At 70.4% G+C, this 18,383-nt stretch carries 21 protein-coding genes and 7 tRNA genes; 17 read left to right on the forward strand and 11 right to left on the reverse strand.

Annotated elements, in window-relative coordinates:
* The first annotated feature begins 167 nt into the window (after positions 1-167).
* The 4 genes from OG758_RS37500 (at position 168) to OG758_RS37515 (ending at position 2,363) form a co-directional block, all read left to right on the forward strand.
* On the forward strand, positions 168-443 hold the full coding sequence (locus OG758_RS37500; protein WP_266566457.1) for a hypothetical protein: 276 nt from the start codon (positions 168-170) through the stop codon (positions 441-443).
* A 209-nt stretch (positions 444-652) separates the two neighbouring features.
* A complete protein-coding gene (locus OG758_RS37505) occupies positions 653-859 on the forward strand; it encodes a hypothetical protein (RefSeq protein ID WP_326713957.1) in 207 nt (68 codons plus the stop codon).
* A gap of 199 nt (positions 860-1,058) precedes the next feature.
* A complete protein-coding gene (locus tag OG758_RS37510; RefSeq protein WP_326713958.1) occupies positions 1,059-2,006 on the forward strand; it encodes a phosphotransferase family protein in 948 nt (315 codons plus the stop codon).
* 69 nt (positions 2,007-2,075) lie between these two features.
* Positions 2,076-2,363, forward strand: coding sequence for a TFIIB-type zinc ribbon-containing protein (locus OG758_RS37515; RefSeq protein ID WP_266566462.1), 288 nt, complete (start codon positions 2,076-2,078; stop codon positions 2,361-2,363).
* 54 nt (positions 2,364-2,417) lie between these two features.
* Here OG758_RS37515 and OG758_RS37520 read toward each other — a convergent pair.
* The 5 genes from OG758_RS37520 to OG758_RS37540 form a co-directional block, all read right to left on the reverse strand.
* Positions 2,418-2,489, reverse strand: a tRNA-Val gene (locus tag OG758_RS37520).
* A 42-nt stretch (positions 2,490-2,531) separates the two neighbouring features.
* Positions 2,532-2,603: transfer RNA gene (locus OG758_RS37525), tRNA-Val, on the reverse strand.
* A 43-nt stretch (positions 2,604-2,646) separates the two neighbouring features.
* Positions 2,647-2,718: transfer RNA gene (locus OG758_RS37530), tRNA-Val, on the reverse strand.
* A gap of 1 nt (position 2,719) precedes the next feature.
* Positions 2,720-2,793, reverse strand: a tRNA-Cys gene (locus tag OG758_RS37535).
* A 37-nt stretch (positions 2,794-2,830) separates the two neighbouring features.
* Positions 2,831-2,903, reverse strand: a tRNA-Gly gene (locus OG758_RS37540).
* Positions 2,904-3,048: 145 nt separating this feature from the next.
* Here OG758_RS37540 and OG758_RS37545 point away from each other — a divergent pair.
* From OG758_RS37545 to OG758_RS37555, 3 genes are read left to right on the forward strand one after another with little or no spacing between them, the layout of a single operon-like run.
* Complete coding sequence (locus OG758_RS37545; RefSeq protein ID WP_326713959.1) at positions 3,049-4,104, forward strand: chorismate-binding protein; 1,056 nt, start codon at positions 3,049-3,051, stop codon at positions 4,102-4,104.
* Positions 4,101-4,922: an aminotransferase class IV gene (locus OG758_RS37550; protein WP_326713960.1), complete on the forward strand. Its 822-nt coding sequence runs from the start codon at positions 4,101-4,103 to the stop codon at positions 4,920-4,922. Before OG758_RS37545 ends, OG758_RS37550 begins: the two co-directional genes overlap by 4 nt.
* A 58-nt stretch (positions 4,923-4,980) precedes the next feature.
* Positions 4,981-5,805, forward strand: coding sequence for a GNAT family N-acetyltransferase (locus tag OG758_RS37555; RefSeq protein ID WP_326713961.1), 825 nt, complete (start codon positions 4,981-4,983; stop codon positions 5,803-5,805).
* A 19-nt stretch (positions 5,806-5,824) separates the two neighbouring features.
* Here OG758_RS37555 and OG758_RS37560 read toward each other — a convergent pair whose 3' ends face one another.
* Positions 5,825-6,346: a DsbA family protein gene (locus OG758_RS37560; RefSeq protein WP_326713962.1), complete on the reverse strand. Its 522-nt coding sequence runs from the start codon at positions 6,344-6,346 to the stop codon at positions 5,825-5,827.
* A gap of 230 nt (positions 6,347-6,576) precedes the next feature.
* Between OG758_RS37560 and OG758_RS37565 the strand changes: the two genes are divergently transcribed.
* Positions 6,577-7,014 (forward strand): hypothetical protein, encoded by a 438-nt coding sequence (locus OG758_RS37565; protein ID WP_326713963.1) that lies wholly within the window; start codon positions 6,577-6,579, stop codon positions 7,012-7,014.
* 168 nt (positions 7,015-7,182) lie between these two features.
* Positions 7,183-7,362 (forward strand): hypothetical protein, encoded by a 180-nt coding sequence (locus OG758_RS37570; RefSeq protein ID WP_266566474.1) that lies wholly within the window; start codon positions 7,183-7,185, stop codon positions 7,360-7,362.
* A gap of 37 nt (positions 7,363-7,399) precedes the next feature.
* Here OG758_RS37570 and OG758_RS37575 read toward each other — a convergent pair whose 3' ends face one another.
* The gene (locus OG758_RS37575; RefSeq protein WP_326713964.1) at positions 7,400-7,960 is read right to left on the reverse strand and encodes a CGNR zinc finger domain-containing protein; all 561 of its coding nucleotides are present in this window, start codon (positions 7,958-7,960) and stop codon (positions 7,400-7,402) included.
* A 253-nt stretch (positions 7,961-8,213) separates the two neighbouring features.
* Entirely contained in the window at positions 8,214-8,627 is a 414-nt protein-coding gene (locus OG758_RS37580; RefSeq protein WP_003959770.1) for an SsgA family sporulation/cell division regulator, read from the reverse strand.
* A gap of 190 nt (positions 8,628-8,817) precedes the next feature.
* Between OG758_RS37580 and OG758_RS37585 the strand changes: the two genes are divergently transcribed.
* The 4 genes from OG758_RS37585 (at position 8,818) to OG758_RS37600 (ending at position 10,319) form a co-directional block, all read left to right on the forward strand.
* Complete coding sequence (locus OG758_RS37585; RefSeq protein ID WP_326713965.1) at positions 8,818-9,264, forward strand: TIGR02611 family protein; 447 nt, start codon at positions 8,818-8,820, stop codon at positions 9,262-9,264.
* Between the two features lie 83 nt (positions 9,265-9,347).
* Positions 9,348-9,419 (forward strand) — tRNA-Val (locus tag OG758_RS37590).
* Positions 9,420-9,747: 328 nt separating this feature from the next.
* A complete protein-coding gene (locus OG758_RS37595; protein WP_326713966.1) occupies positions 9,748-10,194 on the forward strand; it encodes an SRPBCC family protein in 447 nt (148 codons plus the stop codon).
* A gap of 53 nt (positions 10,195-10,247) precedes the next feature.
* Positions 10,248-10,319, forward strand: a tRNA-Val gene (locus tag OG758_RS37600).
* Between the two features lie 75 nt (positions 10,320-10,394).
* On the opposite strand, the gene OG758_RS37605 is transcribed toward OG758_RS37600, so the two are convergent.
* Positions 10,395-11,120 carry a 3'-5' exonuclease gene (locus OG758_RS37605; protein WP_326713967.1) on the reverse strand — a complete coding sequence of 242 codons (726 nt, stop codon included), beginning with the start codon at positions 11,118-11,120 and terminating at the stop codon, positions 10,395-10,397.
* Between the two features lie 169 nt (positions 11,121-11,289).
* Between OG758_RS37605 and OG758_RS37610 the strand changes: the two genes are divergently transcribed.
* The 3 genes from OG758_RS37610 (at position 11,290) to thrS (ending at position 15,277) form a co-directional block, all read left to right on the forward strand.
* Complete coding sequence (locus OG758_RS37610; protein WP_326713968.1) at positions 11,290-11,856, forward strand: DUF4365 domain-containing protein; 567 nt, start codon at positions 11,290-11,292, stop codon at positions 11,854-11,856.
* Between the two features lie 63 nt (positions 11,857-11,919).
* Entirely contained in the window at positions 11,920-13,137 is a 1,218-nt protein-coding gene (locus tag OG758_RS37615) for a hypothetical protein (RefSeq protein ID WP_326713969.1), read from the forward strand.
* Positions 13,138-13,300: 163 nt separating this feature from the next.
* Positions 13,301-15,277 (forward strand): threonine--tRNA ligase, encoded by a 1,977-nt coding sequence (gene thrS / locus OG758_RS37620; protein WP_326713970.1) that lies wholly within the window; start codon positions 13,301-13,303, stop codon positions 15,275-15,277.
* Positions 15,278-15,308: 31 nt separating this feature from the next.
* Here the strand turns inward: thrS and OG758_RS37625 are convergent, their stop codons facing one another.
* Positions 15,309-15,977, reverse strand: a complete 669-nt coding sequence (locus OG758_RS37625) for a potassium channel family protein (RefSeq protein ID WP_326713971.1) — start codon at positions 15,975-15,977, stop codon at positions 15,309-15,311.
* Positions 15,978-16,043: 66 nt separating this feature from the next.
* Here OG758_RS37625 and OG758_RS37630 point away from each other — a divergent pair, with 66 nt between their 5' ends.
* The gene (locus OG758_RS37630) at positions 16,044-16,610 is read left to right on the forward strand and encodes an HIT family protein (RefSeq protein ID WP_116503347.1); all 567 of its coding nucleotides are present in this window, start codon (positions 16,044-16,046) and stop codon (positions 16,608-16,610) included.
* Positions 16,611-16,663: 53 nt separating this feature from the next.
* On the opposite strand, the gene OG758_RS37635 is transcribed toward OG758_RS37630, so the two are convergent.
* Positions 16,664-18,331, reverse strand: coding sequence for a hypothetical protein (locus tag OG758_RS37635; RefSeq protein WP_326713972.1), 1,668 nt, complete (start codon positions 18,329-18,331; stop codon positions 16,664-16,666).
* Between the last annotated feature and the right edge of the window lie 52 nt (positions 18,332-18,383).

Here is an 18,383-nt window from a genome sequence, read left to right on the forward strand (position 1 = left end):
CAGCTTACGTTTCCACGGCCGGGTGCGCGCATAGGCCGCGCCCTCGCGATCCGATCGATTGTCAGTGCCCGGTGGGAAACTTGAGAGGTGGTCAGGGAAAGCGGGAGTGGTGCGGCCCGCGCCTGCCCTGATCGCCAACCATCCGTCGTAGAAGGGGGATTGGGCCTGTGAAGGGTGATCGAGTGGAGATAGTCGTGGACGCGGGGGACACGACGCGCACGTACGAGGTGGTGGCGAGCCGGGCGGGCCGCCGAGTCGAGACGGCGGTCCGCAGGGGCGTGGTGGAAGTGAGCGAAGTCACCCGCTCCGGCTCTGTCGTGCGTACGGCACGATTCATGGCGACCCGGGTACTCGCCCTGGTCGAGCAGCCGGTACCCAGGGAGGAGCCCTCGGAGGCGGCGGCCCGCGCCGCGCGTCCCCTCCGGGAAGACCCCGAGACCTAGCCCGAGACCTAGGTCCTCTTCTCCACCCAGGGGAGTAGGCGAGGGAGCGGTGCTCATCCTCCGGGAGGCCCGGCAATCGGTACGAGGGCATGACGACCGTGGCTCCTGACGCGCCTAGATTTGAGGTCAAGCGGCGGGTGCAAGCACTCGTCCCCCGAGGTCAGGTACCCGCCGCTGCCAAACCGAAGATCTTGACCGGGAGAGGAACCATGGCGGACACGGCACCGCGGACTATGGTCCGCACGCAGGGACGCAGGGCATTCGCCACGTTCGGCGGCCGTCGTTCCGAGCGCCGTCACCCCTTGGTGGCGACGGCCATGGTTCTTCCCCTGGCGGCCCTGCTCGTAGTCGTCTTCGGCGGCTGGGAAGCAGTGGTCACACAAGCGTCGTCCGTGGGCGTGATGCTGGGGCGCTGAGCGGCGCCCCAGGCCCGGAAGAGCGGTCCGGGCGGGGACATCCGGCCATGAAACCCCGTGGGGACGGGGGTGCGGCGGACGGCACATGATGGCCGCGCAGCTGGGGAGCTGCGCGGCCATTGTTCTGCCCGCGCACCGGTAGGACCCACCCGCCGGTTCTGCGTACGCTCGCGGTGACACCACCCGGGGGGAACCACCGATGACCGCACCCGTCCTGCTGCCCGCACTCACCGCCACGGCACGCGGCGCGGCGCACCCCGGCCAGGGGCCCTGCGCCTGCCCGGCCGCAGGCGCAGTACTCGCCGACCGGGCGGACGGCACGGTCGTGCGTCACGGAGACATCGTCGCCAAGGCCCACGCCCCCGGCACGGATCCCGCCGAGCTCACCGCCCGCCTCGCCACGGCGGCGGCGCTCCCCGGCATCCTGCTGCCACCCCTCACGCCGGTCGCGGCGGATCTGCACGACCGGCTCGTCACGTTCTGGCCGCACGGCAGCCCCGTGGACCCCGACGCCCCCGAACGCGCGCCGTGGGAGGACGCGGCCACGCTCCTGGCCCGCCTCCACGCGGTGCCCACGGCGCAACTCCCGGGCCCGCTCCCGCCGATGCGCGGCCCGGCCAAGGCGGCCCTCGCCGTCGCGCGGCTCCTGGCCGCCGGCCCGCACGCGGCATGTGCCCCGATCCTGCGCGCCTGGTCGGGCCTGCCGCCCTGGGCCCGAGCCGAGACCCCCGGCGGGCACGCGTCGGCCCTGTGCCACGGTGACCTGCACCTCGGGCAGCTCGTCCGCCGCCCCGCCGGCACCGGCCCCTGGCTCCTGATCGACGTCGACGATCTCGGCACCGGAGACCCGGCCTGGGACCTCGCCCGCCCCGCCGCGTGGTTCGCGTGCGGCCTGCTTCCGGCACAGGAGTGGACGAGGTTCCTCACCGCGTACCAGGAGGCGGGCGGCGCTCCGTCGCTCCAGGGCGACCCGTGGCCCGCCCTCGACGCCCCGGCCCGCGCTCTCACCGTCCAGACCGCGGCACTCGCCGTGGCCAAGGCCGTCGCGGCCGGCCGGGCGCTCGACGAGGCGGAGGAGGCATTGGTCGACGCCTGTGACCGAATGGCAGCGGTACCGGCCGAGTTGGCACACGGCGTGGCGAAGTAGGGTGCAACGGACCGGTGCCGGGAAGTGTTCCGGCGAAGAAGTGCCGAACGGCGAGGAGTTGAGCCGACCATGCAGTGCCCCAAGTGTCATGCACCGATGCACACGTACAACCGCAATGGCGTCCAGATCGAGCAGTGCAGCGGCTGCCGGGGGATATTCCTCGACTATGGCGAGCTGGAGTCCCTGACGCGCCTCGAGTCCCAGTGGCAGCAGCAGGTGCCGCCGGCGCCTCCGGCCCCGCAGGCGTACCCGTCGGCCCCCGCCCCGGCCTGGGGTGCCCCGCACCACGGCGGGCACCACGGCGGTCACCACGGCCACCACAAGGGCGGCTTCGGCCGGATGCTCTTCTCCTCCTGAGCCGCCCAGCACATGAAGAAGCCCCCGGCCGAAAGGCTGGGGGCTTCTTGAGTGTGCGCGATACTGGGATTGAACCAGTGACCTCTTCCGTGTCAGGGAAGCGCTCTCCCGCTGAGCTAATCGCGCGGGACGGACCAGACTGTATCAGGACCCGTGAGTGGTGCTGCGTGCGCGATACTGGGATTGAACCAGTGACCTCTTCCGTGTCAGGGAAGCGCTCTCCCGCTGAGCTAATCGCGCGGGGTTTCGGACCGTCGGGAAGGTGACCTTCGCGATGATCCAGTGGACGATACTGGGATTGAACCAGTGACCTCTTCCGTGTCAGGGAAGCGCTCTCCCGCTGAGCTAATCGTCCTTGGAGGTGGAGACGGGATTTGAACCCGTGTAGACGGCTTTGCAGGCCGTTGCCTCGCCTCTCGGCCACTCCACCAGGAGTGTGGGGGTTCGGGAAGATCCCCCACTTCCTGAGCGGACGACCAGGTTCGAACTGGCGACCTCAACCTTGGCAAGGTTGCGCTCTACCAACTGAGCTACGTCCGCTTGTCGTTTCCGTTTCGCTTGCGCGTCCCGGCGACGTGTTGAACTCTAGCGGATTCCTGGGCCAGTACAAAAACGCGTTTGCGCAGCGTGCTGCGGTGCGACCACCCCAGGTCACGCGGGGGACACCCGCCATAGACTCGAAGACGTGCGCGACCTCCCTCACGACCTGCCCCCTCTGGCCCGCTTCGGCGGTCTCGTAGCGACCGAGTTGCGCGACGTGACCGGCGATCCCGAGGCCCTGGACTCCGCCGGCTTCTGGGCCGTGTCCGCGGACTTCGAGGGCCGTCTTGTGTGTGCCCGCTTCGGCTCCGTACGCGAGGAGCCCGTGCCCGCCCCGGTCCCCGGGGCCTGGCAGGGGCCCGCGGCCGGTGACTGGACGTCGTCCCTCGACCGGGCCGCGTACACGGAGGGCGTCCGCAGGATCCGCGCCCGCATCGCGGCCGGCGATGTCTACCAGGCCAACCTCTGCCGCGTCCTGTCCGCGCCCCTTCCGCCGCGCGCGGACGTGGACGCCCTCACGGCGCTCCTCGCGCGCGGCAATCCGGCCCCCTACGCGGGGACCATCCGCCTTCCCGAGCACGGCGTGGAGATAGCCACCGCGTCCCCCGAGCTGTTCCTGAGCCGCACCGGGCGGACCGTCGAGTCCGGGCCGATCAAGGGCACGGGCCGGACCGAGGCGGACCTCCTGGAGAAGGACTACGCGGAGAACGTGATGATCGTGGACCTGGTCCGCAACGATCTCGGACGCGTGTGCGCGACCGGTTCCGTGACCGTCCCGGAGCTGTGCGTCGTCGAGAAACACCCGGGCCTCGTCCACCTTGTCTCCACCGTCCGCGGTGAACTGCGCGACGGCGCGGGCTGGCGTGACCTGCTCGGCGCCGCGTTCCCGCCCGGCTCGGTCACCGGAGCGCCCAAGTCCAGCGCCCTGCGCATCATCGACGCCCTGGAGACGGCGCCGCGCGGTCCGTACTGCGGCGGCATCGGCTGGGTCGACGCCGACCGGGGCATCGGCGAGCTGGCCGTCGGCATCCGCACGTTCTGGGCCGACCGGGCCGAGGGCGTCCTGCGGTTCGGCACGGGCGCCGGAATCACCTGGGGGTCGGACCCCGAAGGTGAGTGGCGGGAGACCGAACTGAAGGCTTCTCGGCTGCTAGCGGTAGCGTCGGGTACGTACCAGGAAAGTGGAGGGATCCCTACGTGAAGATCTGGCTCGACGGCACACTGCAGGACCTCGAGGCCGCCCGTGTCTCGGTGTTCGACCATGGCCTGACCGTGGGCGACGGCATTTTCGAGACGGTGAAGTCGGTCGACGGGAAGCCGTTCGCGCTGACCCGCCACCTGGACCGGCTCGCCCGTTCCGCGCGCGGTCTCGGTCTGCCCGAGCCCGATCTCGACGAGGTGCGCCGGGCCTGCGAAGCCGTCCTCGAGGCCAACCCGATGCCGCTCGGACGGCTGCGGATCACGTACACCGGAGGGCTCTCCCCGCTGGGGTCCGACCGCGGTGAGCACGGGCCGACGCTGGTGGTCGCCCTCGGCGAGGCCGCCCGGCGCCCCGACTCCACCGCCACGGTCACGGTCCCGTGGACGCGCAACGAACGCGGCGCGCTCACCGGCCTGAAGACCACCTCGTACGCGGAGAACGTCGTCGCGCTCGCCCGCGCGCGCGAACAGGGCGCCTCCGAGGCGCTGTTCGCCAACACGGTGGGTCAGCTCTGCGAGGGCACGGGGTCGAACGTCTTCGTCGTCCTGGACGGCGAGATCCACACCCCGCCGGTCGCCTCCGGCTGCCTGGCGGGCATCACCCGAGCGCTGGCCGTCGAGTGGACCGGCGCCAAGGAGACCGATCTGCCGCTGGACGTCCTGGAGCGTGCCGACGAGATCTTCCTGACGTCCACGCTGCGCGACGTGCAGGGCGTGCACCGAGTCGACGGACGCGAGCTGCCGGGCGCGCCCGGTCCCGTCACCGCCAAGGCGATGCGCGTCTTCGACGAGCGCGCGGCGGACGACCTCGACCCGTAGACAGGACGACTCCTAATCCGGGTGACGCGGTGGTCACAGGGCGGGTAGAACACCCCTGATGACCACCACCCTGCGGCCGACCGAGCCGCTTCAGCGCGATGCCGACGGGACGCGGTCACGCCACTACCAGGTGTGCGTGAACAGCCGCCCCGTCGGCGAGCTGCGTCTGGGCACCCACCCCGTCTACGGCGAAGGGGTGGCCCGGATCCGTGATCTGCGGATCGAGGAGGAGGACCGCGGGCGGGGCCGCGGCACCGTCGCCGCGCTCGCCGCCGAGGAGGTGGCGCGCGGCTGGGGCTGCGGCCGGATCGAGGTCTCGATCCCCGCGCCGGCGGAGCGTGCCCTCGCCCTGGCCACCGCCCTCGGCTACGTCGAGCGCAACCGGAACATGGAGAAGGAGCTCCCGGCCGAGCCCCCCACGCTCCCGGCGGGCAGCGTGGGACGGCGCATGACCGGCCCCGAGTTCACCGCGTGGGAGGCACACACGCAGGCTGGTTATGTGCGCACCCTGGTCGAGCGGGGCGTCCCGGAGGCCCAGGCCCGCGCCAAGACCGAGGCCGATCACGCGGCGACGCTCGCGGAAGGGTTGGCCACACGGGACGCGGTCCTGAGCGTGCTCGAGGCGGACGGCGCGGTCGTGGGCACGCTGTGGGTCGCGCTGCGCGGCGAGAGCGCCTACGTCTACGACGTCGAGGTCGCGGCCGAGCACCGCGGGCACGGCCACGGGCGGTCGCTGATGCTCCTCGCGGAGGCCGAGTCGCACGCCGCGGGCGTCGCCCGCCTGGGGCTCAACGTCTTCGCGGGCAACACCCCGGCCGTCCGCCTGTACGAGTCGCTCGGATACCGGGCGACCGAGTTCCACCTGTACAAGCCGCTGCTCTGAGCGGCCCGCGGGCCGCCGGCTACGAGCCGAGCAGCCGGTCGGCGATCTCCTCGACGCGTTCGAGCAGGCCGTCCTGGCTCTTGCCGCCGTCGAGCCGCTCGCCGTCGATGACGTACGTGGGTGTGCCCGTGACGCCGATCGCCTTGCCCTCGGCCTGGTCCGCGTCGACGATCAGGATGTGCCTGCCGTCGATGAGTGCGGTGTCGAACTCCTCGGCGTCCAGGCCGAGTTCACGCGCGACCTCGACGAGGAACGGCTCGCCCTTGCGGTCGAGTTCCTCGACCCGGCCGAGCACCGCCTCCACGTACGGCCAGCCCTGTCCCTGCTCGAAGGCCTCCTCCGCGGCCTGCGCGCCCGCGAAGGCGTGCTTGTGCTTCTCCAGCGGGAAGTGCCGCAGGCGCAGGTCGATGCGGTCGCCGTAGCGGGCCCGCAGCGCGCGCACGTCGTCGAGAGCGGTGCGGCAGTCGGGGCACTGGAGCTCGCACCAGACGTCGAGGACGGGGCGGCCCTGAGGGGCGGAGGCGGGAGAGGCGTCGTTCATGGGACCAGTCTTCCAGCCGGGCGCCGGGGACCCCAACCGGCACCTGCGGCAGACTCCCTGATCAGACCCTGGAAGGACCCCTGACAGGCCCCGGACCGGCACCTACGGAGGAGGTCGTACCCGGAAAAGTCCCTGAGGTCGGGCTGGACCGTGGCCTCCGGACCCTGGGGCGGTGCACGATGGAGAGGACGGAATGCTCCGTCGCCCGCTGCCTGTGCCAGGAGGACCGGATGATTGCCGAGACCGTCTGTTCCGCCGTTTCCGTGGCCGGGCTGGGTATCGCCGCGGTCACCGCGTACCGGAAGCGCTTCCTCGCGGCCGCGCGCATAGCGGCGTATTCGCTGGTGCCGATCGGTCTGGTGATGACCGGTGCGGTCGGCTGGCTGGCGGACACCGCGTTCAGCCCTACGGCGTGGGCCGGATTCGTCGTGCTCGGTGGCGCCTGGCTCCTGTTCATGGTGACCCGCGCGCTGGAGCGCCGCAGCGGTGGCACCCGCAAGGAGCGCAAGGCGGCGAAGGCCGCCGCCGAGACCCAGGCCGTGGCACCCGCGGCCTCCGCCCCCTCGCTGGGGCAGACCGCCCGGCCCGCGGCGGCCGGTCCTGCCGCGAAGCCCGGCTCCGAGGACTTCAGCGACATCGAGGCGATTCTGAAGAAGCACGGGATCTGACCAGAGGAATCTCTCAGGCGGTCGGTCGACCCCGGTCGGAAAACGGAAGCCGCCGGACCCTTCCCGGTCGACCTCGTACCACCCACGTCACGGGATCCGGCGAACTCCCGCTTCTTTTGAGCGTGTTGATCGACTGCGGTGTGCCGGCTGCGTCATCATCGCCGCGAGATGCTGGACACAACACAGGGCGGTTCCGCCCCGCAGGCCGACGAGCGACACGACGCCCTCATGGCCGACGAACGCCGAGGCTGCCTCTTCGCACTGTCACAGCCACCCTTGATGATCTTTCTGGCGGTGATCGGCTGCCTGCTGCTCCTGGCTTCGCTGCACGATCTGTTCCTGCTGTGAGGCCACGGGCTGTTCCTGCTGTGAGGCCACGGGCGGGTCAGCCCGCCGCCTCCTTGCGGCGCGCCCGGTACGCCGCCACGTGCAAACGGTTTCCGCAGGTGCGGCTGTCGCAGTACCTGCGCGACCGGTTACGGGAGAGGTCCACGAAGGCCCGCCGGCAGTCCGGGGCCTCGCACCGCCGCAGCCGCTCCTGCTCCCCGGCGACCACGAAGAAGGCGAGCGCCATCCCGCAGTCGGCCGCCAGGTGGTCGGCCACGGAGGCGCCGGGTGCGAAGTAGTGCACGTGCCAGTCGTAGCCGTCGTGGTCCGTCAGGCGCGGCGTGGTGCCCGCGGCGGCGACCAGCTCGTTGATGAGCGAGGCGGCGGCGTGCGGGTCGGGCGTCGCGAACACGGCGGCGAACCGTCCCCTCACACTCTGTACGCCGTCGAGGTCACGCTCCGTGAGTGTCCCGACGTCACTGATGTCGTTCCTTCGTACGAATTCGCCCAGGGCTGCCACATCGGCCAGCCCGTCGACGGCCTGCTCGTCGTCCGGTGCGGTGTTCACCAGATCGACCACGGTGTCGAGGGCGCACCGGGTGTCGTGGGTGATCAGCACGATTTGCTCCCTGGCCTGGGGGTCGGGCCTGTGCCCGCCGATGCTGGCCGATGTTATAGGTCCGCCCGTCCGTGTGGCGCCTGGCCGCCGGCCCATGGACGCGCCGACGCCGCCGCCGTGGGGATCCCACGGCGGCGGCGCCGGTGTATGCCATATGCAGTTGTTGTGGCTCGGTCCGTCTCCCCGAGTGGACGGCATCGAGCGGCTCTCGCGGTGCGTGACTCCGGCGGTGTGCCGGCGTCGGCTCCAGGCCTTAGCTTTCGGCCAGGATGTGTGAGAGCTCCGTGTCGAGATCGAAGTGGCGGTGTTCCGTGCCGGGTGGCACGGCCGCGTCGGTCCTCTTCAGGAACGACTCCAGCGCCCTCGCAGGGGCTTCGAGCAGAGCCTCGCCCTCAGGGGAACTCAGAGCGATGCAGACGACGCCTTGGCCGTGACTACGGGATGGCCAGACTCGGACGTCGCCGGTGCCGGTGGGCCGGTGCAGGCCCTCGGCGAGCAGATCGCGGGCGAACACCCACTCGACCGTCTCTTCTGCTCCGGTGTGGAAGGTGGCGTGCACGGCGTAGGGATCGGCCGTGTCATACCGCAGTCCTGCGGGTACAGGCAGTGAGGACTCGCTCGACACAACGAGGCGCAGGTGCAGCTCGCAGCTGACCGTGGTGTTCATAAGCGCCAGGGCCTTTCGCTCAGTGTGCGCTCGGGGATTCGCACGTCGGCGAAATCGACATGCCACCTACGGTGCCGTTGTAAACCCCTCTGAGTGTTTTGAGTGCGTTTAGGTAGCTCGGACGGCGGAGTGTTTCTCGGTCCGGAGCGTCCATTCCGGTGACGGGATTCCGTCGGGTAGGTTTGGTTGTATGAATACGGGGAGTGACGAGGCGGCCGAGTCTGAATCCGTGGCCGCGGCGACGGGGGGCGGGGCGAAGGCCGAGCCGGAGCTCGGCTCGCGGGCGCCGGAGTTCATCAAGGCCCGCAGAGCCCTGCATCTGAGCTGGCAGGTCGGCGTCTTCGTGGTCGGGCTCGCGGTGGTGGTGGCGGGCGTGATCATGCTGCCGCTGCCGGGGCCGGGCTGGCTGGTGATCTTCGGCGGCATGGCGATCTGGGCGACCGAGTTCGTCTGGGCGCAGCTCGTGCTCCGCTGGACGAAGCGCAAGGTCACCGAGGCCACGCAGCGCGCGCTCGACCCCGCGGTGCGCCGGCGGAACATCATCCTGACGTCGGTCGGCGTGGTGATCATCGTGGTGCTCGTGGTGATCTACGTGTGGAAGTTCGGCTTCGAGATGCCGTGGAAGATCAAGGAGTGAGCGGGGGCCCGCGAGGGTCGCGCCGGGGGTGTCAGGGCTGGTCGGAGCACCTGCTGACATGCGGTAATGTTCTCTCTGCGCCCGGGCGATTAGCTCAGTGGGAGAGCGCTTCGTTCACACCGAAGAGGTCACTGGTTCGAACCCAGTATCGCCCACCCCGGACCGAGTGCCCCGGAGGCTTCAAGCCTCCGGGGCACTCGGCGTTTCCGCGCCCGGCCGCCATGACCTGCAAGCGCTTTCTGGCTGCGGCGCGCTCCTGGTGTCCGGCGACCGGAACAGGAATCCCATAATCCGTACGGATGCCTGGGATATAAATCCCCGCGGGACCCTTCGGCAATTCGACGGGTGGGCAAACCTGACCCCGTTTCAGAGTTCTCGGATTTCAGTGGGAATCCGGAAGTTCTGACGGTGAATCAACGACAGTCGCCATCAGGCCAATTCACGTTCAGGTGAGTCACCGCGTCACGGGGGGAGACTCGCACCATGGACTGGAACCACTACCGCTTCCGCAGTGTCTGGGACCTGCCCGAGGAGCCCGCCGATGTGTTCGCGGCCCTCGAGCGCGCCGAGGACTACCCCCTGTGGTGGCCCCAAGTGCGCGAGGCGACACCCCTTGACGAGCACCGCGGCACCGCCCGATTCCGCTCGCTCCTCCCGTACGACCTGTTCGTGACGGCCACCGCCCTGCGCCGTGACACCGAGGCCGGGGTCCTGGAGATCGCCGTGTCCGGCGACCTGGAGGGCTGGGTGCGGTGGACCGTGCGCGCGCGAGAGGGCGGGACGCGCGCGCTGTACGAGCAGGAGGTGGAGGTGTGCAAACCCCTGTTGCGGCGGTTCGCCCTCGTCGGCAGGCCGGTGTTCCTCGTCAACCACGCGCTGATGATGCGGGGTGGGCGGCGCGGGCTCGTCGCGCATCTGCGGCGGCGCTGACCGAACCGGTTTGTTGGAAACCCGCCGGGGCCTGTATGGTTCAACCCGTTCCCGGGCGATTAGCTCAGTGGGAGAGCGCTTCGTTCACACCGAAGAGGTCACTGGTTCGAACCCAGTATCGCCCACCCGGAAGAAAGCCGGTCCGTCAGTAGACGGACCGGCTTTTCTGTGCCCCGGGCCCGAGCCCGCACGGGCAACTGTCAGGCGGCCTCACGCAGTTCCGTGCGCATCGGCCACGCCGGATCCACCGTCTCCGGATTGCCGCTGCGCGCGAACCACGCCTGCAGCCCACGCGCCTGAGCGGCATGCCACACCGCCTGAAGGGTGTGCAGCTCGGCGGGGGACAGACGCTCCAGGCGGGACGCGAAGCGGCGACCCACGGCCCGTACGACATCCAGGGAGGCCTGCGCGTCCGCGGCCGCGTCGTGCGCGCCCTCCAGCTCCACCTCGTAGTGCGCGCACAGGTCCGTCAGGGTGCGGCGGCCCTTGCGGTAGCGGTCCAGGTGTTTGTCGAGGACGCGCGGATCGAGGACGCACAGCGACGAACTCTCCATGTAGCGGCCGAGCGCGGAGGCGCGATGTCGCCGCAACTCCCGGTCCAGGAGCGTCAGATCGAACGGCGCGTTCATCACCACGAGCGGGCGGCCCGCCGCGGCCTGCTCGCCCAGCAGCCGGGCTATCTCCTCCACGGCGGGAGCCGGCCAGCGGCCGTTGCGCTGGAGGTGCTCGTCCGTCAGGCCGTGCACCTCCGTCGCCCCGGCCGGCACCGGCACTCCAGGATTCACGAGCCAGCGTGAGACGCGCGGCCGGCTGCCCGCGGCGTCCTGCACCACGATCGCGGCCGACACGATGCGATCGCTCTCCACGTCCACGCCGGTGGTCTCGGTGTCGAAGGCGGCCAGAGGACCCTCGTACCAGCACGTCATGTCAATGCAACTCCTCGTTCACACCTGGCAGATGGCCCCTCGCTGCTGCCCGTTTCGGTGATACCCGGGCTGTTTGCGTCGTACGCCGACCGGAGACAACACAGATACGGGTCACGGCAGTTCAGCGGCCCGCCCAGGAGATTCACCTGTTTCGGAAGGTCAGTTGGACATGGCGCTCGCGCAGCCCGAACAGGGTGGGCTGCTGCCCGAGCGGATCGCACCGCCGCGCGGCACACTCGCCACCACCGCCTGCATGGAGACACTGCAGGTGGGCTATCTGCACGCCGTAGCGGCAGCCGCGGGCTGTTCGCTCTCTCAGCCGTTCCCTGACAACGGAATCGACTGGCACGTCAGCCACAGCGCCCCCGGGCACACGGTCGACGACGAGGTCACCATCAAGGTGCAGCTCAAGTGCACGTACCAGCTCTCGCCGAACCCGCCGGGGCCGTCCTTCTCCTTCACGCTCGACAACGCGCACCTGGAGAAACTCGCCCGCACACCGGTGTCGGTGCACAAGATCCTGGTCGTGATGATCGTGCCGCGTTCGCAGGACGACTGGCTGCGGGCCGGCCACGACCGGCTCGACCTGCGGCACTGCTGCTACTGGACCAACCTGGCCGGCCACCCCGTGACAGGACGGCGCCGCACCACCGTGCGCATCCCGACCTCGCGGATCTTCGACGACCGTGCGCTCTGCGAGATCATGACGCGGATCGGGACGGGCGGAAGGCCCTGAAGGACGCGGGAGGCCCTGACGGGCAACGCGCGAGGCCCTGACGGACAGGGAGGGAGACCCCTGATGCAGCACCGCCCGACCGACGATCGCCTTCGCGCCCTGAACACCGCCCGATCGCACCCCGCCGACCTCGAAGGCCCCGGACCGGAGCAGGTCGACCCGGTCGTGCTCAACGCACTGCTCGACCGGCACGGCTGGGAACGCCGCGGCGGCGCCACCGGGCGCTATGTGCGCTGGACGCTGCCCGGCGCCTCCGGGCGCACCAGCCTGCTCGTGCCGGAGACCCGCGCCTTTCCCGACAGCGACGACCTGCTCGGCGAGGCGCTCGAGGCCCTGGAGCGCAGCGGGTCGCCCTCCGCGCGGGAGGTCCTCGTCTCGCTCGCCGTGCCGAGCGACGAGATCCGCTGGTGGCGCGATGTGCCGGCCGGGCCCGCGGGCAGCGCCGCGTGGCCGGTGGAGGAGCAACTGCGCACCGCCGCCCGCCGGATGCTGCTGGCCGCCGCGCTCGCCGCCCGGGGCAGGGCCGGCTACTACGGCGCCCGCCACCGCAGGCCCGCAGCCGCGTCGCTGGAGACCGTCCTCGTCGGTGACGCCCCCGGCGGCCGCAGGCTCACCGCGTTCGTGCCCGTCGCCGCGGGGCGCGCGCTCGCAGTCCGTCTCCACCAGGCGCTGTACGCGGCCCGCGAGGCCATCGACTACCGGCGGGCCACCGGCGGCATGGACGCCTTCGACGGCGCTGTCGAGGCGGGGGTGAGCCACGAGCTCATCGAAGCGCTCGTCGCCCTCGTCCGCGGTACGGAGGGAGCCCGGGTCGGCGTCGAGTGGTCACCGGCGGCCGGGGTGCCCGACGAGTGCACGGCCGGGGACGCGCCCGTCGAGTTCTCGCCCGGCGACCTGGCGGTGCTGCGGGAGGCGAGCGCCCGCTATCTGCAGGCCGAGCCGTCCATCGCCGTCCGCGTCACCGGGACCGTCGTGCGCATGCGTAGATCGGGGCCGCGCGGAGAAGGCACGGTGCGGCTGCACGTCCTAGGGGGCGCCGATGTGCCGCACGTCCGGATGACGCTGGACGAGGAGGCGTACCGGACGGCGGGGCACGCGCATCTCGTGGGGCTGCCGATCAGGGTGCACGGGCGGCTGGAGAGCCGGGGCGGCTTCCGGCGGCTGACCGGGGCGAGTGAGGTGGTGCCCGTACAGGTGGAGGAGGCCGAGCGCGACCGGCTGATGAAGTCGCTCCAGGAGAATCTGGACTTCTTCGAAGAGGCGTGCAGCGGGGACGACTGAGCTCACGGGCTCGTGAGCAGGGGGTTCCCGGCGCGTGGACGGGGATCGCGGTGCGGGCCGCGTTGATACCGTTTCGCGAGTCGGGCCCCGGGCTCGGTACGATCCTCTGTGTATTGCGCGCGTGGCCAGGTCATCGCGTGCCCCCTTCAGGCAGGAGAGCCCGGTGTCAGACGTCCGTGTGATCATCCAACGCGATTCCGAGCGGGAAGAGCGCGTGGTGACGACGGGCACTACGGCCGCCGAGCTCTTCGCCGGCGAGCGCACCATCGTCGCCGCCCGTGTGGCCGGCGAGCTGAAGGACCTCGCGTACGCCGTGCAGGACGGCGAGGAGGTCGAGCCCGTCGAGATCTCCTCCGAGGACGGCCTGGGCATCCTGCGCCACTCCACCGCCCACGTGATGGCGCAGGCCGTGCAGGAGCTGTTCCCCGACGCCAAGCTGGGCATCGGCCCGCCGGTCAAGGACGGCTTCTACTACGACTTCGACGTGGAGAAGCCCTTCACGCCCGAGGATCTCAAGGCCATCGAGAAGAAGATGCAGGAGATCCAGAAGCGCGGGCAGCGCTTCTCGCGCCGTGTCGTCACCGACGAGGCCGCCCGCGAGGAGCTGGCCGACGAGCCGTACAAGCTGGAGCTCATCGGCATCAAGGGCTCCGCGTCCACCGACGACGGTGCGAATGTCGAGGTGGGCGGCGGCGAGCTGACCATCTACGACAACCTCGACGCCAAGACCGGTGACCTGTGCTGGAAGGACCTCTGCCGCGGTCCCCACCTGCCCACCACCCGCAACATCCCCGCGTTCAAGCTGATGCGGAACGCGGCGGCGTACTGGCGCGGCAGCGAGAAGAACCCGATGCTCCAGCGCATCTACGGCACCGCCTGGCCGTCGAAGGACGAGCTGAAGGCGCACCTGGAGTTCCTCGCCGAGGCCGAGAAGCGCGACCACCGCAAGCTCGGCAACGAGCTGGACCTGTTCTCCATCCCCGACCAGATCGGTTCCGGTCTGGCCGTCTTCCACCCCAAGGGCGGCATCATCCGCCGGGTCATGGAGGACTACTCGCGCCGCCGGCACGAGGAGGAGGGTTACGAGTTCGTCTACACCCCCCACGCCACGAAGGGGAAGCTCTTCGAGACCTCCGGCCACCTGGACTGGTACGCCGACGGCATGTACCCGCCCATGCAGCTCGACGAGGGCGTGGACTACTACCTCAAGCCCATGAACTGCCCGATGCACAACCTGATCTTCGATGCGCGCGGGCGTTCCTACCGTGAACTGCCGCTGCGCCTCTTCGAGTTCGGCACCGTGTACCGGTACGAGAAGTCGGGCGTCGTGCACGGCCTCACCCGCGCCCGCGGCTTCACGCAGGACGACGCGCACATCTACTGCACCAAGGAGCAGATGGCGGAGGAGCTCGACAAGACGCTCACCTTCGTCCTCGGCCTGCTGCGCGACTACGGCCTCACCGACTTCTACCTGGAGCTGTCCACCAAGGACCCGGAGAAGTTCGTCGGCTCGGACGAGGTCTGGGAAGAGGCCACCGAGACGCTGCGCCAGGTCGCCGAGAAGCAGGGCCTCCCGCTGGTCCCGGACCCGGGCGGCGCCGCGTTCTACGGCCCGAAGATCTCCGTCCAGGCGAAGGACGCCATCGGCCGCACCTGGCAGATGTCGACCGTGCAGCTCGACTTCAACCTGCCGGAGCGCTTCAACCTGGAGTACACCGGCCCCGACGGCACCAAGCAGCGCCCGGTCATGATCCACCGTGCGCTGTTCGGCTCCATCGAGCGGTTCTTCGCGGTGCTCCTCGAGCACTACGCGGGTGCCTTCCCGGCCTGGCTCGCGCCGGTGCAGGCGGTCGGTATCCCGATCGGCGACGCGCACATCCCGTACCTCGAGGAGTTCGCGACCAAGGCGAAGAGGAAGGGGCTGCGCGTCGACGTGGACTCTTCGTCGGACCGTATGCAGAAGAAGATCAGGAACGCGCAGAAGCAGAAGGTGCCGTTCATGATCATCGCGGGCGACGAGGACATGGCGGCCGGCGCCGTCTCCTTCCGCTACCGCGACGGCTCGCAGGAGAACGGCATCCCCGTCGACGAGGCGATCGAGAAGATCGTCAAGGTCGTCGAGGAGCGCGTGCAGGTCTGACGCCCGCCGCTGACGGCAGCGACGCACGACATCAAGAGGCCCCCGGGAAGTCTTCCGGGGGCCTCTCCTCGTCGTCGCGCCGGAACACCTGGAACATCCAGGACGAGAACGAGCCCGTGATCGCTCCGAGCAGCGCCACACCGCACCCCATCAGCGCCACCGCCACCAGACGCCCGAGCAGGGTCACCGGCACCACGTCCCCGTATCCGACGGTCGCCAGCGTCGAGCAGGCCCACCACACGGAGTCCCCGAAGGTACGGATCGTGGCGTGCGGCTGCCCGCGCTCGACCTGGTACACGGCCAGTGACGCCGCGAATCCGAGCAGCGTGGCGGACATCCCGGCGTAGGTCGCCACGCGCGCGTGCAGGCTGAGCCGCGGTTGTGCGTGCCGCCGCCGCACGGCGTCGTAGGTCCGCACGACCTGCAGCGGGCGCAGCAGCGGCAGCACCATGACCACCGCGTCCAGCCAGTGGCGGCGCACGAACGAGAGCCCCTTGCCGCTGTGGCGCCATCGGACGGCGAAGTCCAGCGCGAAGACGGCCCAGGCGGCGCAGGTCACCGCGAGACAGGCGTCGCGCACCGCGTCCGGAAGCCCGTGCCCCAGGACTCTGACCGCGTACGACGCGAGGAACAGCAGGGACGCCAGCGTCAGCGGGGTCTCCATCCGGTGCTCCCACGGCGTGCGCCGTCTCTCGTCCATCGGTCCAGGATCGCGGGCGGGGACCGGGGCCTGCCCCGCCGACACGCTCCGAACGGGCGAAGCCATATGCTGCACCTCATGACGAGTGAGCCGGAGCAGCACACGGGGCCGGTGGGTGAGCCGGACGGGTTCGGGCGCCTTTGGACGCCGCACCGGATGGCCTACATCCAGGGGGAGAACAAGCCGACCGGACCGGGAGCCGACGACGGCTGTCCGTTCTGCGCCGCACCCGGCATGACCGACGAGGAAGCGCTGATCGTGGCGCGCGGCGCGAGCGTCTACGCGATCCTCAACCTCTATCCGTACAACGGCGGCCACCTGATGGTGCTGCCGTACCGGCACGTCGCCGACTACACGGATCTGGACGACGGCGAGACCGCCGAGCTGGCCCTCTTCACCAAGCGCGCGATGGCCGCGCTGCGCACCGCGTCCGGGGCGCACGGCTTCAACATCGGCATGAACCAGGGCGCGGTGGCGGGGGCCGGCATTGCCGCGCACCTGCACCAGCACATCGTTCCGCGCTGGGGCGGCGACACCAATTTCATGCCCGTGGTGGGTCACACCAAGGTGCTGCCGCAGCTGCTCGGCGACACCAGGACCGCGTTGGCCAAGGCCTGGCCGGACGCCGACTGAGACGATGGTGACCGGCCGGCCGGGCGCTTCCGTGCCGGGCCGGCCGGGCCCGGCTACGCGTCGTACACGTCGGCGTTCATGGGCGTCGGGGCCTGGACCAGGTTGCTGAGGAACGACGAGCGCGTACCGAACTTCTCCGTGTCCACGCCGTTCTCCTCAAGCACCTTGATCGCCGCCGCGTGCACCACGCGCAGGACCGGGGTGGCCGTGCGCAGCGCGTCGTCCGCCATGAAGCGGTGCCGCCACGGCTTGTCCGCCCAGGCGTGCCGCAGTCCGAAGGGCTCGGGCAGGATCAGCTTGCCGCCGATGAAGTCCAGGAGCGGCGGGTACCACGTGAAGGGCGCGCGCACCGCGAGGCGGACCACCTCGTCGGGCTCGATGAGGGGGAGCTTCTTCTCCACCGTCTCCCAGAACTTGATGGCCTTGGCGACTTCCTTGATCTTCGGCTCGGGCTTCGTCGTGAACAGGGAGTGCACCGGGCCGAGAGCATGGCCCGTGATCTCGATGCGCAGCGTCTCGTGCAGCACCGTCACCGTGATCAGCATCGTGATGACCAACTGGCCGTCCCAGAGCGTGAACTGCACGCCCAGGTAGTGGCGGTCGCCGCTGCCGAACTGCTGCTCGTTGCAGATCCGCTGTATCTCGTGGTTCTTGATCTGGAAGGCCTCGACGTCGGTGCCGCTGGGGCGGGCCACCTTCTTCGCGTTCTCCCCGATCGGCGAGACGATCCAGTGCTTGATCGACGGCGTCGGGAACCCGCCCGTGTGCAGCGGGCCGCGCTCCAGGAGCCGCAGCTTGTCGTGGATCGCCCGTATGACGTCCCAGCTGCGGAACGGATGGATCTCCGCTCCCTCGTCGCGGGGGATCAGCTCCTCGGCGAGCTGCCAGCTGCCCCAGCGGGTGCCCATGCCGAGGATGCCCTTGGGGCCCGCGTAGAACACGGCGTTCGACTGCTGCTCGGCGGTCAGCTTGGCGAGGCTCTGGCGCAGCCGCTCGGCGGCCGTCTCGCCGGGGCTGCCGGGCACCGCCTCCGGGATCTTGGCGCCGATGCCGCCGCCCGCGAGCAGGCTGTCCCAGCGCTCCCGCATGTCCTGCGCCGTGCGCTCGCAGATCTGCCGGGCCCACAGCCATCCGACCACTGGCGCCACGATCGCCGCGCGCAGATACCAGGCCCAGAAGCCGGTGAACGGCAGCCGGACCAGGAAGATCACGGCGACGGCCGCGACGGCCACCATCAGCGTCGTGAACAGGGCGGCCGTGCGCTTGTTCGCGTGTTTGCCGATCATGCGGCGGATCTGGAAGACGAGCAGCCACGCGATCAGGCCGGGCAGGAAGAGCAGACCGCACAGCGCCGTCACGGCCGTCAGCCAGCTGTCCCGCTGCTTACGGATCCGGTTCGCCGCGAGACAGTGCTCGACGACGACCTGCGGCTCGGTGCCGAAGGACTGGATGAGCGGCTTGCGGGCGCCGCCGAGCAGCCGGCCCTGGACGGCTCGCGAGAACGCCTCGCCCAGATTCGGCGCGGCCAGCGACCAAATGCCCTTCTTCACTTCGGACTTGTGCCACTCGCTGTTGGCGGCGAGCAGATCGTCCACCTTCGCGTCCCGGTACGCCGCCGAAGCGAGGGCGTACGTGGCCGCGGTCTGGCCCGCGGAGCCGTGCAGCGGCACCTGCGCCCCGGGCCTGAAGTCGAATACGTCGTCCGCCACTGCCGCCCCCATCGCCGCGCGCCTTCGCTCCTGCGGCTTTCCCGACTTCCTTGCCCCGCACACC

It is taken from the genome of Streptomyces sp. NBC_01474 (assembly GCF_035918215.1).
Taxonomy (GTDB): Bacteria; Actinomycetota; Actinomycetes; order Streptomycetales; family Streptomycetaceae; genus Streptomyces; species Streptomyces aureus.

Bases quoted from the DNA above. Each gene is read 5' to 3' on its own strand.
- OG758_RS37580 (WP_003959770.1), bottom strand. From the start codon at position 8,627: ATGAACACCACGGTCAGCTGCGAGCTGCACCTGCGCCTCGTTGTGTCG.
- OG758_RS37615 (WP_326713969.1), top strand. From the start codon at position 11,920: ATGCAGCACCGCCCGACCGACGATCGCCTTCGCGCCCTGAACACCGCC.
- OG758_RS37610 (WP_326713968.1), top strand. From the start codon at position 11,290: ATGGCGCTCGCGCAGCCCGAACAGGGTGGGCTGCTGCCCGAGCGGATC.
- OG758_RS37555 (WP_326713961.1), top strand. From the start codon at position 4,981: ATGACCACCACCCTGCGGCCGACCGAGCCGCTTCAGCGCGATGCCGAC.
- OG758_RS37595 (WP_326713966.1), top strand. From the start codon at position 9,748: ATGGACTGGAACCACTACCGCTTCCGCAGTGTCTGGGACCTGCCCGAG.
- OG758_RS37565 (WP_326713963.1), top strand. From the start codon at position 6,577: ATGATTGCCGAGACCGTCTGTTCCGCCGTTTCCGTGGCCGGGCTGGGT.
- OG758_RS37625 (WP_326713971.1), bottom strand. From the start codon at position 15,977: ATGGACGAGAGACGGCGCACGCCGTGGGAGCACCGGATGGAGACCCCG.
- OG758_RS37635 (WP_326713972.1), bottom strand. From the start codon at position 18,331: ATGGGGGCGGCAGTGGCGGACGACGTATTCGACTTCAGGCCCGGGGCG.
- OG758_RS37585 (WP_326713965.1), top strand. From the start codon at position 8,818: ATGAATACGGGGAGTGACGAGGCGGCCGAGTCTGAATCCGTGGCCGCG.
- OG758_RS37510 (WP_326713958.1), top strand. From the start codon at position 1,059: ATGACCGCACCCGTCCTGCTGCCCGCACTCACCGCCACGGCACGCGGC.
- OG758_RS37505 (WP_326713957.1), top strand. From the start codon at position 653: ATGGCGGACACGGCACCGCGGACTATGGTCCGCACGCAGGGACGCAGG.
- OG758_RS37630 (WP_116503347.1), top strand. From the start codon at position 16,044: ATGCTGCACCTCATGACGAGTGAGCCGGAGCAGCACACGGGGCCGGTG.
- OG758_RS37515 (WP_266566462.1), top strand. From the start codon at position 2,076: ATGCAGTGCCCCAAGTGTCATGCACCGATGCACACGTACAACCGCAAT.
- OG758_RS37560 (WP_326713962.1), bottom strand. From the start codon at position 6,346: ATGAACGACGCCTCTCCCGCCTCCGCCCCTCAGGGCCGCCCCGTCCTC.
- OG758_RS37605 (WP_326713967.1), bottom strand. From the start codon at position 11,120: ATGACGTGCTGGTACGAGGGTCCTCTGGCCGCCTTCGACACCGAGACC.
- OG758_RS37570 (WP_266566474.1), top strand. From the start codon at position 7,183: ATGCTGGACACAACACAGGGCGGTTCCGCCCCGCAGGCCGACGAGCGA.